Source organism: Streptomyces violaceus, assembly GCF_036014075.1.
In the GTDB taxonomy this organism is placed as follows: Bacteria; Actinomycetota; Actinomycetes; order Streptomycetales; family Streptomycetaceae; genus Streptomyces; species Streptomyces violaceus.
Window position 1 is genome coordinate 4,596,852 of sequence record NZ_CP107911.1, and the last position, 12,089, is coordinate 4,608,940.

General features: G+C 72.0%; 9 protein-coding genes. 5 read left to right on the forward strand and 4 right to left on the reverse strand.

The annotated features are described in order from the left end of the window. Nucleotides 1–12: 12 nt before the first annotated feature. A complete protein-coding gene (gene cydD / locus OG542_RS20645) occupies nucleotides 13–3,501 on the forward strand; it encodes a thiol reductant ABC exporter subunit CydD (RefSeq protein WP_328412844.1) in 3,489 nt (1,162 codons plus the stop codon). Nucleotides 3,502–3,617: 116 nt separating this feature from the next. After that, the gene (locus tag OG542_RS20650) at nucleotides 3,618–4,670 is read left to right on the forward strand and encodes a M23 family metallopeptidase (RefSeq protein ID WP_328412846.1); all 1,053 of its coding nucleotides are present in this window, start codon (nucleotides 3,618–3,620) and stop codon (nucleotides 4,668–4,670) included. Nucleotides 4,671–4,707: 37 nt separating this feature from the next. On the opposite strand, the gene OG542_RS20655 is transcribed toward OG542_RS20650, so the two are convergent. From OG542_RS20655 to OG542_RS20670, 4 genes are all read right to left on the reverse strand, one after another. Further along, nucleotides 4,708–5,577, reverse strand: coding sequence for a Cof-type HAD-IIB family hydrolase (locus OG542_RS20655; protein ID WP_230529386.1), 870 nt, complete (start codon nucleotides 5,575–5,577; stop codon nucleotides 4,708–4,710). Between the two features lie 105 nt (nucleotides 5,578–5,682). Next, nucleotides 5,683–6,585, reverse strand: a complete 903-nt coding sequence (locus tag OG542_RS20660; protein ID WP_311126601.1) for an LLM class flavin-dependent oxidoreductase — start codon at nucleotides 6,583–6,585, stop codon at nucleotides 5,683–5,685. A gap of 83 nt (nucleotides 6,586–6,668) precedes the next feature. Beyond that, nucleotides 6,669–7,217: an RNA 2'-phosphotransferase gene (locus tag OG542_RS20665; protein WP_328412848.1), complete on the reverse strand. Its 549-nt coding sequence runs from the start codon at nucleotides 7,215–7,217 to the stop codon at nucleotides 6,669–6,671. 153 nt (nucleotides 7,218–7,370) lie between these two features. After that, nucleotides 7,371–9,128, reverse strand: a complete 1,758-nt coding sequence (locus tag OG542_RS20670) for an SDR family oxidoreductase (RefSeq protein ID WP_328412850.1) — start codon at nucleotides 9,126–9,128, stop codon at nucleotides 7,371–7,373. Between the two features lie 168 nt (nucleotides 9,129–9,296). Between OG542_RS20670 and OG542_RS20675 the strand changes: the two genes are divergently transcribed. From OG542_RS20675 to OG542_RS20685, 3 genes are read left to right on the forward strand one after another with little or no spacing between them, the layout of a single operon-like run. Further along, nucleotides 9,297–10,265, forward strand: a complete 969-nt coding sequence (locus OG542_RS20675) for an ABC transporter ATP-binding protein (RefSeq protein WP_328418026.1) — start codon at nucleotides 9,297–9,299, stop codon at nucleotides 10,263–10,265. After that, complete coding sequence (locus tag OG542_RS20680) at nucleotides 10,255–11,172, forward strand: ABC transporter permease (protein ID WP_261681004.1); 918 nt, start codon at nucleotides 10,255–10,257, stop codon at nucleotides 11,170–11,172. Before OG542_RS20675 ends, OG542_RS20680 begins: the two co-directional genes overlap by 11 nt. Next, nucleotides 11,169–12,080 carry an ABC transporter ATP-binding protein gene (locus OG542_RS20685; RefSeq protein ID WP_261681005.1) on the forward strand — a complete coding sequence of 304 codons (912 nt, stop codon included), beginning with the start codon at nucleotides 11,169–11,171 and terminating at the stop codon, nucleotides 12,078–12,080. The genes OG542_RS20680 and OG542_RS20685 overlap by 4 nt, the downstream gene beginning before the upstream one ends. Nucleotides 12,081–12,089: the final 9 nt, after the last annotated feature.

The window sequence follows — 12,089 nt, forward strand, 5'->3', positions numbered from 1 at the left end:
GGTGTGTTTCACGTGAAACCAATCGATCCGCGTCTGCTCCGGTACGCCCGTGCCACCCGGGTCTTTTTGGGGGCGGTCGTCGCCCTGGGCGCCGTCGGGGCGGGGTTGGTCATCGCGCAGGCGATGCTCATCGCCGAGGTGGTGGTCGGCGCCTTCCAGCACCGCATGGCTGTGGCGGAACTCGGCACTCCCCTGCTGCTGCTGGCCGCCGTCGCGGCCGGCCGGGCGCTGGTCGGCTGGCTCACCGAGCTCGCCGCGCACCGGGCGAGTGCGGCGGTGAAGTCCGAGCTGAGGGGGCGGCTGCTGGAGCGTTCCGTGCGGTTGGGACCCGGATGGCTGAGCGGGCAACGGACCGGTTCGCTGGTCGCCCTGGCCACCCGGGGTGTCGACGCCCTCGACGACTACTTCTCGCGGTATCTGCCGCAGTTGGGTCTCGCGGTGGTCGTGCCGGTGGCGGTGCTGGCGCGGATCGTCACCGAGGACTGGGTCTCCGCGGCCATCATCGTGGGCACCCTGCCGCTCATCCCGGTCTTCATGGTGCTGATCGGCTGGGCCACCCAGTCCCGGATGGACCGTCAGTGGCGGCTGCTGTCCCGGCTGTCCGGGCACTTCCTGGACGTCGTGGCGGGGCTGCCGACGCTGAAGGTCTTCGGCCGGGCCAAGGCACAGGCCGAGTCGATCCGGCAGATCACCGGCGAGTACCGGCGGGCGACCATGCGGACGCTGCGGATCGCCTTCATCTCCTCCTTCGCACTGGAGCTGCTCGCGACCATCTCGGTGGCGCTGGTCGCCGTGACGATCGGCATGCGGCTGGTGCACGGCGAGATGGACCTGTACATCGGCCTGGTCATCGTGATCCTGGCACCGGAGGCGTATCTGCCGTTGCGGCAGGTCGGGGCGCAGTACCACGCGGCGGCGGAGGGGCTCGCCGCGGCCGAGGAGATCTTCGAGGTCCTGGAGACGCCCGTTCCGGCGTCCGGGTCCGAGGCCGTGCCCGCGGGCGCGCTGGCGTTCGAGGGAGTGACGGTCCGGTACCCGGGGCGCGCGGCGGAGGCCGTGGCGGACGTGTCCTTCACCGTCGAGCCCGGGGAGACGGTCGCGCTCGTCGGGCCGAGCGGGGCCGGAAAGTCGACGCTGCTCAGTGTGCTGCTGGGCTTTGTGCGGCCGGCCGAGGGGCGGGTGCGGGCCGGGGGAGTCGACCTGGCCGATGCCGACCTGGAGCAGTGGCGTTCCCGGATCGCGTGGGTGCCGCAGCGTCCGCATCTGTACGCCGGGACGCTCGCCGAGAACGTACGGCTGGCGCGGCCCGACGCCGACGACGACGCTGTACGGCGGGCGCTGCGGGACGCCGGGGCACTGGAGTTCGTGGATGCCCTGCCGGAGGGCGTGGACACCGTGCTCGGCGAGGACGGGGCCGGGTTGTCGGCCGGGCAGCGGCAGCGGCTCGCGCTGGCCCGGGCGTTCCTCGCGGACCGGCCCGTGCTGCTGCTCGACGAGCCGACGGCCGCGCTGGACGGGGCCACCGAGGCCGAGGTCGTGGCCGCGGTACGGCGCCTGGCGGCCGGGCGGACGGTGCTGCTCGTCGTGCACCGGCCGGCGTTGCTGGGGGTGGCGGACCGAGTGGTGCGCCTGGCCGGGCCCGAGACGACCGCTGTGCCGCTCGCTACGGCCTCGGCCCCCAAGCCGGGCTCCGTCGAGGGCGCTCTGCCCGCCCCGGTCGATCCGGCCGAGCCCGACGGGGAATCCGCCTCGGGCGATGTCCTCACACGCGTTCGCGCCATGTCCGGCGCCCGGCGCGGACGGCTGGGACTCGCGCTGCTGCTCGGCAGCCTCGCGCTCGGGAGCGCCGTAGGGCTCATGGCCACCTCCGGGTGGTTGATCTCGCGGGCCTCGCAGCAGCCGCCCGTGCTCTATCTGATGATGGCCGTGACGGCCACGCGGGCCTTCGGCATCGGCCGGGCCGTGTTCCGGTACGCCGAGCGGCTGGTCTCGCACGACGCCGTGCTGCGGATGCTGTCGGACACCAGGGTCGCGGTGTTCCGACGGCTCGAGCGGCTGGCGCCCGCCGGGCTGCGCCGGACCCGCCGGGGCGATCTGCTCTCCCGGCTCGTCGCGGACGTGGACGCGCTGCAGGACTACTGGCTGCGGTGGCTGCTGCCGGCCGGGGCGGCCGTCGTCGTGTCGGCCGCGTCCGTCGGCTTCACGGCGTGGCTGCTCCCCGAGGCCGGGGCCGTGCTCGCGACCGGGCTGCTGGCGGCGGGCGTGGGTGTGCCGCTGATCACCGGTGCCGTGGCGCGGCGGGCCGAGCACCGGCTGGCCCCCGCCCGCGGCGTACTGGCGACGCGGGTGGCCGATCTGCTCACCGGCACCGCGGAGCTGACCGTCGCCGGTGCCCTGCCCGCACGGACCGCCGGGGCACGCGAGGCCGACGGGGCGCTCACCCGGATCGCCTCGCGCGCCGCCACCGCCACGGCCCTCGGCGACGGGCTCACCGCGCTGATCTCCGGACTGACCGTCACGGCCGCCGCCCTGGTCGGCGCTCAGGCGGTCGCGGCCGGGCGGCTGGACGGCGTGACCATGGCCGTCGTCGTCCTCACCCCGCTGGCCGCCTTCGAGGCCGTGCTCGGGCTGCCGCTCGCCGTGCAGTACCGGCAACGGGTGCGCCGGAGCGCTGAGCGGGTGTACGAGGTGCTGGACGCCCCGGAGCCCGTGGGGGAGCCGGAGCGGCCCCGCCAGGCGCCCGCGTCGCCGTTCCCGGTCGCCGTCAAGGGGCTGACCGCGCGGTACGAGGGGCAGGACCGGGACGCGCTCGCCGGGCTCGACCTGACCCTTGAGGAGGGCCGCAGGGTCGCCGTGGTCGGACCGTCCGGCTCCGGCAAGACGACGCTGGCGCAGCTGCTGCTCAGGTTCCTGGACGCGCGGGCGGGTGCGTACACGCTGGCGGGCGTGGACGCGTACGCGCTGCACAGTGACGACGTCCGGAAGCTCGTCGGGCTGTGCGCGCAGGACGCGCACCTCTTCGACAGCTCGCTGCGCGAGAACCTGCTGCTCGCCAAGAAGGACGCCACCGAGGACGAGCTGCGTGCCGCGCTGGGCCGGGCCCGGCTGCTGGACTGGGCCCAGGGCCTGCCCGACGGGCTCGACACGCTCGTCGGGGAGCACGGGGCGCGGCTGTCCGGAGGGCAGCGGCAGCGGCTGGCGCTGGCCCGCGCGCTGCTCGCCGACTTCCCCGTCCTGGTGCTCGACGAGCCCGCCGAGCACCTCGACCTGCCGACGGCGGACGCGCTCACCGCCGATCTGCTGGCCGCCACAGAGGGCCGTACGACCCTGCTCATCACGCACCGGCTGGCGGGCCTGGAGGCGGTCGACGAGGTGCTCGTGCTGGATCAGGGACGGGTGGTGCAGCGCGGGTCGTACCCGGACCTGGTGGCGGTGGACGGGCCGTTGCGGGAGATGGCGGAACGGGAGGCGGCGTCGGAGGAGCTGGCGGGGGCGCGGTAGCGGCGTGCCCCACACCCGGTCGGGTCCGCGCGCACTGATCCATTCGGAGGAGCCGGTCCCCCAGCTGTACGACGTGAACAGGACCGGGCCCGCCGGGCTGGGCGAGGATCGCTGACATGCGCTCATACCGTCGCTGTCGCCTGCTTGTTCCGGTCCTGCTGTGCGCGCTGGCGGCCCTCGCGGCACGGCCGACGGCGGCGGACAAGGAGCCCGGGGCAGGCGGGGACACGGGCATCAGCGCCGAGGTGGCGCGGCTGTACGAGGACGCCGCGGTGGCGACCCAGCAGTACGAGGCCGGCCGCAAGGAGGCCGATGAGCAACGGGCCAAAGCGCAGCGGGCGGAGGCTCTCCTGGACACTCAGCGGCGGCACATCGCGGGCCTGAACGAAGATCTGGGCCGGATCGCCCGTGCCCAGTACCGGAGCAGCGGTGGTCTGCCGGTGGCCGCACAGCTGATCTTCGCCGACAGTCCCGACGACCTGATGCGAGGTCAGCATGCCTTCTCGCAGACGAACCTCGCCGTGAACAACGCGATCTCCAAGAGCCGCCGGGCCGAGGCACGGCTCACCGCGGACGAGGCCAAGGCCGCAGCCGAATGGCAGGCGTTGGAGAAGCGGAACATCCAACTGGCCGACCTGAAGGCGGGCATCGAGCTGAAGCTCGAAGAGGCGCGCTCGCAGCTCCAGGGGCAGGCGGACGCCTCGGTCGCCGCCGGGGCATGCCGGGGGGCCGTCCGGCTCGACCAGCCGGAGACCGCGTTCACGAGTGCGTGGGTCGCGCCCGTGGAGACGTACGAGCTGTCCGCGTCCTACGGCAGCGGCGGGGCGCGGTGGTCGAGCCGGCACACCGGGCAGGACTTCGCGGTGCCGATCGGCACGCCGGTGCGGTCCGTGGGGACGGGCCGGGTGGTGAGGGTGTCCTGCGGTGGCCCCTTCGGCATCGAGATCGTGCTGAAGCATGCGGGCGGCTACTACACGCAGTACGCCCATCTCGCTTCCGTCGCGGTCGACCAGGGGGAGCACGTCAGCCCCGGCCAGTGGATCGGCCAGTCCGGCACCACGGGCAACTCCACCGGACCGCACCTGCACTTCGAGACCCGGGTGACACCGGAGATGGGATCGGCGGTGGACCCGGTGTCGTGGCTGGAGGCGCGCGGGGTGTCGCTCTGACGGAGCGCTCGACCGCTTCCGAAGGAGCAGGCGACACCTACACCCGCTCGGCCACCAACTGCTCGATCACGACCGCGACCCCGTCCTCGTTGTTCGCGACCGTCCGTCCCGAGGCCGCGGCGATCACGTCCGGGTGGGCGTTGCCCATCGCGTACGACCGGCCGGCCCAGGTCAGCATCTCGACGTCGTTCGGCATGTCGCCGAAGGCGACGACCTCCTCGTGCGAGATGCCACGCTCGGCGCAGCACAGGGCGAGCGTGCTGGCCTTGGACACACCGGGGCCGCTGATCTCGAGCAGGGCGCTGGGGCTGGAGCGGGTCACATCGGCGCGGTCGCCTATCGCGAGCCGGGCCAGGGTCAGGAAGGCGTCGGGGTCGATCTCCGGGTGGTATGCCAGGATCTTCAGCACCGGCTCCGCGGCCGCCCGGTGGTCCGGGCCCAGGAGTGTCTCCGCCGGGGCGAGGCTGTCGGGGATCTCCATGTGCAGCTTCGGGTACGCAGGCTCCTGGTAGAAGCCGTAGGTCTGCTCCACCGCGTACACCGTGCCCGGCGCCGCGTCGCGTAGCAGCCGTACGGCGTCCAACGCGTTCTCCCGCTCCAGCTCCCGTACCTTCACGAACTTGTGGGCGCCGGGGCCGCCGTGCAGGTCGACCACGGCGGCGCCGTTGCCGCAGATCGCCAGCCCGTGGCCGTGCACGTGGTCGCTGACGACGTCCATCCAGCGGGCCGGGCGGCCGGTGACGAAGAAGACCTCGATGCCCGCCTCCTCGGCGGCGGCCAGCGCGGCCACCGTGCGGGGGGACACCGACTTGTCGTCGCGCAGCAGGGTGCCGTCGAGGTCGGTGGCGATCAGCCGCGGCGGGAGGGTCTCGGCCGCGGTATCGGGCTGTCGGGTCGCTGAGGTCACCGGGTCATTGTCCCGCAGATACCCGCACGGGCGTGCGGGGCTCCGCGCAGGTGAGTGAATGCCGCTCTCACCAGGGCTTTCCCGAGGAACCCGGCCCCAGGGGCCTCAGCGCAGCTGCGCCGGCGCCTCCATGGCGATCTGCTCGAAGACCTTCTCGTCCGCCGCGAAGGGCGAGTCCGGAATGGGCCAGTGGATCACGAGCTCCGTGAAGCCCAGTTCCGCGTGCCGGCCGGCGAAGTCGACGAAGGCGTCCAGCGACTGGAGCGGTCCGGTGCGGTCCGGCGTGAACCCGCTGAGCAGGACCCGGTCGAGTCCGGTCATGTCCCGGCCGACCTCGGCGCAGGTGTCGGCCAGCTTCTCGGTCTGCCCGCGCATGGCCTGAATCGACTGTTCAGGGGTGCCGTTCTCGTACAGCTTGGGGTCGCCTGTGGTCACCCAGGCCTGGCCGTACCGGGCGGCGAGCCGCATCCCGCGAGGACCGGTCGCGGCGACCGCGAACGGCAGCCTGGGGCGCTGCACACAGCCGGGGATGTTCCGCGCCTCGTGAGCCGAGTAGAAGTCGCCCTCGTACGACACCGCGTCCTCGCTGAGCAGCCGGTCGAGCAGCGGGACGAACTCGGCGAACCGGTCGGCCCGCTCGCGCGGCGTCCACGGTTCCTGGCCGAGCGCGGTGGCGTCGAAACCGGAGCCGCCCGCGCCGATGCCCAGCGTGACCCGCCCGCCGGAAATGTCGTCCAGGGAGATCAGCTCCTTGGCGAGGGTCACCGGGTGCCGGAAGTTCGGCGAGGTCACCAGCGTGCCGAGCCGGAGCCGCTCGGTGGCGGCCGCGGCGGCGGTGAGGGTCGGCACGGCACCGAACCACGGGCCGTCCCGGAAGCTGCGCCAGGACAGATGGTCGTAGGTGTACGCGGTGCGGAAGCCGAGCTGCTCGGCGCGCGTCCAGGCCGTACGGCCGCCTTCGTTCCAGCGACGGTACGGGAGGATCACGGTGCTCAGATGCAGACTCATGGCAACGAGCCTAAAGGAGCCCTGCGGGTCGCTCGTGTTTCACGTGAAACAGTCACCGTCGGCGGTTGGTCACGCACATCAGGTCAGTGGGGTGCGGGGAAGCGGAGATACCGCGGCGGTACGGCCTCGGTCAGCCACACGCCGTTCGCGCTCACGCGGAAGACATGACCGTCGCGGTGCATGGCGGCCGTGTCCACCGTCAGGACGATCGGCCGGCCACGGCGGGCACCGACGCGGGTCGCAGTCTCGCGATCGGGTGAGAGATGCACATCGTGCCGGTTCATCGGCCTGAGCCCCTCGGCGCGGATCGCGTCCAGGTGGCGGGCGACGGTGCCGTGGTAGAGGTGCGCGGGCGGGGTCGCCGGCGGAAGCCCGAGGTCGACCTCGACGCTGTGGCCCTGGCTGGCGCGGATCCGGGTGCCTTCGACGGCGAAACGGCGCTTGTCGTTGGAGGTGACGACATGGTCCAGTTCCTCGCGGGTGAACCGGAAGCCGTGCGCGGCGGCCGCGGCCATCAGCGTGTCGATCTCCACCCAGCCGCCCTCGTCGAGCGCCAGCCCGATCAGCTCCGGCTGGTGACGCAGATGCTTCGAGAGGTACTTCGACACCTTGACGGTGCGTCTTTCGTCCATCCCACCAGAGTGCGGGAGAGACGGGAATCACGCGATCGAGTATTGCTTCCGAGGTTTGATCCACAGACAAGTACGGTTATCCACAGGGGGAATTGCGGGTTCTGTGGACAACAGGCCCTCAAAAGCGCGGACTTGGGCCCTCCGCACGGGCTGTCACACCGGCGGCTTCACCCGCGCGATCCCCCGCAACACCCCCGGGGCCAGCCGCGACAGCACCCGCGCACCCCGGGCCTCCGGCGTGACCGGAACCACCGCCGCGTCGCGCACCACCGCCCGCAGGATCGCGGCGGCCACCTTCTCCGGCGGGTAGTTCCGCAACCCGTACAGACGGGCGGCGCGCTGCTGGAGCCTCGTCTCCTCCTGGGCGTCGACCCCGGCGAAGTGCGCCGTCGACGTGATGGCGGTGTTGACGATGCCGGGGCAGACCGCCGTCACGCCGATACCCCGCCCGGCGAGCTCCGCCCGCAGGCACTCGCTGAGCATCAGCACGGCCGCCTTGGAGGTGCTGTAGGCGGGCAGTGCCCGGGACGGCTGGTACGCCGCCGCAGAGGCCACGTTGACGATGTGGCCGCCCTGCCCGCGCTCGGCCATCCGCCGGCCGAAGAGCCGGCAGCCGTGGATCACGCCCCACAGGTTGACGTCAAGGACCTTCTTCCAGTCCTCCGGCGTGGTGTCGAAGAAGGACCCGGACAGTCCGATCCCGGCGTTGTTGACCAGGACGTCCACCACGCCGTACTCGAGGGTGACCTTCTCGGAGAGCTTCTCCATGGTCTGCTCGTCGGAGACGTCTGCCGTCTCCGCCCAGGCCGCTGAGGCGCCCATGAGACGGGACGACTCGGCGGTGCGGGCCGCCGCCTCCGCGTCCCGGTCGACGGCCACCACGCGCGCGCCCGCCTCCGCGAACGCGAGCGCCGTCGCCCGCCCGATGCCGCTGCCCGCCCCGGTGACCAGCACGAGCTGCCCGGAGAACCGCTCGGCGTGCTTCCCGCTCGTCGCCGCCGGGAGCCGGCCGTCCTCGACGGACGTCACGAAAGCCCCGATCCACGAAGCGAGTTGATCCGGACGGGTACGCGGGATCCAGTGCCCTGCGGGGAGCGTCCTGCGGGTCAACCGCGTAACCCACTGCTCCAGCTCGTCGTGGAGCCGCTCCGACAGGAACCGGTCCTCCAGGGGCGTGATGAGCTGTACGGGCGCGTGAGCGTGCGCGTCCGGACGCGGCCTGCGCAGCCGGGGCCGCACGTTGTCCCGGTACAGCCAGGCACCGTGCGCCGCGTCCGACGGCAGGGACGAGGTCGGGTAGCCGCCGCGCGGGACCTTCTCGACCCGCTCCAGGATCTTCGGCCAGCGCTTGCCGAGCGGGCCGCGCCAGGCCAGCTCGGGCAGCACGGGCGTGTGCAGCAGGTACACGTACCAGGACTTCGCGCCCTGCCCGAGGAGCTGGCCGACCCGGCGTGGGGTGGGCCGCTTCACGCGCCGGTTGATCCAGTGGCCGAAGTGGTCGAGGGACGGCCCGGACATCGACGTGAAGGAGGCGATGCGCCCCTCGGTGCGCCGGACGGTGGTGAACTCCCAGGCCTGCACCGAGCCCCAGTCGTGCCCGACCAGGTGCACGGGCCGGTCCGGACTGACCGCGTCCGCGACGGCCAGGAAGTCGTCCGTCAGCTTCTCCAGCGTGAACCCGCCCCGCAGCGGTCGCGGCGTCGTCGACCGGCCGTGGCCGCGGACGTCGTACGCCACCACGTGGAACTGCCCGGCGAGACGCGCGGCGACCTCGGACCACACCTCCTTGCTGTCGGGGTAGCCGTGCACGAGGACGACCGTCGGGCGACGCGGATCGCCCATCTCGGCCACGCACAGCTCGACTTCGCCGGTCCGTACCCAGCGCTCCCGCGCGCCCGTGAGCAACGTCATCCGGCGAATCTGGCAGTTGTTAGAGACTTCGTCAATAGGAGGTTCCCGGTCGTGGTAACTCTCGAGAACCAGGCCCCCTAGGGGCCCGTAATACTCAGGGCTGACCCGAATACAGCTCTGCGGAGTGACGACCGCCGTGCTCACGACCCCTACCTTCGGAGGGTGACTGTGATCGCGACCGAAAGCCTGAGCAAGCGGTTCCCCAGGGTGACCGCGCTTGACCGGCTCTCCGTGGACGTCGGGCCCGGTGTGACCGGACTCGTCGGAGCCAACGGAGCCGGCAAGTCCACACTGATCAAGATCCTTCTGGGTCTGTCCCCCGCCACCGAGGGCCGCGCCGACGTGCTCGGCCTCGATGTCGCCACCAAGGGCGCCGACATCCGCGAGCGGGTCGGCTACATGCCCGAGCACGACTGCCTGCCGCCGGACGTCTCTGCCACCGAGTTCGTCGTCCACATGGCGCGCATGTCCGGTCTGCCGCCCACCGCAGCGCGCGAGCGCACGGCCGACACGCTGCGCCACGTCGGGCTGTACGAGGAGCGCTACCGCCCCATCGGCGGCTACTCGACCGGCATGAAGCAGCGCGTCAAGCTCGCCCAGGCCCTGGTGCACGACCCACAGATGGTCTTCCTGGACGAGCCGACCAACGGCCTCGACCCGGTCGGCCGCGACGAGATGCTCGGCCTGATCCGCCGGATCCACACCGACTTCGGCATCTCGGTCCTGGTCACCTCGCACCTGCTGGGCGAACTGGAACGCACCTGCGACCACGTCGTCGTCATCGACGGCGGCAAGCTCCTGCGCTCCAGCTCCACCACGGACTTCACCCAGACCACGACGACGCTCGCGATCGAGGTCACCGACACCGACGAGCACCCGGACGGCACCCGCGCGGTGCGCGACGCGCTGCACGCGCGCGGGGTGAGCGTCGAGGACGGCAGCGGCCTGCCGGGCGCCGGCCATGTCCTGCTGCTGACGGCCCAGGGCGAGCAGACGTACGACCTGGTCCGGGACGTGATCGCCGACCTCGGACTCGGCCTGGTGCGCATGGAGCAGCGCCGGCACCACATCTCCGAGGTCTTCACGAGCAGCGACGAGCACGAGCAGCGGAAGGAGGCGGTCGGCCATGGCGGTTGAGCACTCCACGGGGACATCCGCCCCGGCACCGGGTGACCAGACCCGCATCCACAACATCGGCTACCGCAGCTACGACGGCCCCCGCCTGGGCCGCGCCTACGCCCGCCGCTCCCTGTACTCGCAGTCCCTGCGCGGCTCCTACGGCCTCGGCCGCTCGGTGAAGTCCAAGGTGCTGCCGATGCTGCTGTTCGTGGTGATGTGCGTGCCCGCGGCCATCATGGTCGCCGTCGCGGTCGCCACCAAGGCCAACGCCCTGCCCGTGGACTACACGCGCTACGCGATCGTCATGCAGGCGGTCATCAGCCTGTACGTCGCCTCGCAGGCGCCCCAGTCCGTCTCGCGCGACCTGCGCTTCAAGACCGTGCCGCTGTACTTCTCGCGGCCCATCGAGACCGCCGACTACGTCCGCGCCAAGTTCGCGGCGCTGGCCTCGGCGCTGTTCGTCCTCACGGCCGCTCCCCTGCTCGTGCTCTACGTGGGCGCGCTGCTGGCCGAGCTCGACTTCGCCGACCAGACCAAGGGATTCGCACAGGGACTGGTCTCCGTGGCACTGCTCTCACTGCTGTTCGCCGGTATCGGCCTGGTCATCGCGTCCTTCACCCCGCGCCGCGGCTTCGGCATCGCGGCCGTGATCGCCGTGCTGACCATCACCTACGGCGCGGTCTCCACCCTGCAGGCCATCGCCGATGTCCAGGGCAGCAGCGACGCCGTGCCGCTGATCGGGCTGTTCTCGCCGATCACGCTGGTCGACGGGGTGCAGTCCGCGTTCCTGGGCGCGACCTCCGCCTTCCCCGGCGGGGTGGGCCCGAGCAACGCCGAGGGCGTCGTCTTCGTCCTCGTCGCCCTGGGCCTGATCGCGGCGAGCTACGGCCTCCTGATGCGCCGCTACAAGAAGGTGGGACTGTGACCACGCTCTCCATCGACCACGTGTCCCGCTGGTTCGGCAACGTGGTCGCCGTCAACGACATCACCATGACCATCGGCCCCGGCGTCACGGGCCTCCTCGGCCCCAACGGTGCCGGAAAGTCCACCCTCATCAACATGATGGGCGGCTTCCTGGCCCCCTCCACCGGCACGGTCACCCTCGACGGGCAGCCCGTGTGGCGCAATGAGCAGATCTACCGGCACATCGGCGTCGTCCCCGAGCGGGAGGCGATGTACGACTTCCTCACCGGGCAGGAGTTCGTCCTCGCCAACGCCGAGCTGCACGGCCTAGGCGCCAAGGCGGCGCAGAAGGCTCTGGCCACGGTCGAGATGGAGTACGCGCAGGACCGCAAGATCCAGACGTACTCCAAGGGCATGCGCCAGCGCGTGAAGATGGCCTCCGCCCTGGTCCACGACCCGTCCCTGCTCCTGCTGGACGAACCCTTCAACGGCATGGACCCGCGCCAGCGCATGCAGCTGATGGACCTGCTGCGCCGCATGGGCGACGAGGGCCGCACGGTGCTGTTCTCGTCCCACATCCTCGAAGAGGTCGAGCAACTCGCCTGGCACATCGAGGTCGTCGTCGCCGGCCGGCACGCCGCCAGCGGTGACTTCCGCAAGATCCGGCGCCTGATGACCGACCGGCCGCACCGCTACCTGGTGCGTTCCAGCGACGACCGCGCCCTCGCGGCCGCGCTGATCGCCGACCCATCGACGTCCGGGATCGAGGTCGACCACGCCGAGGGCGCACTGCGCATCCAGGCCGTCGACTTCGGCCGCTTCACGGCCTTGCTGCCGCGTGTGGCGCGCGAGCACGGCATCCGCCTGCTCACGGTCTCGCCGTCCGACGAGTCCCTCGAGTCCGTCTTCTCGTACCTGGTCGCGGCGTAGGAGGCCCTG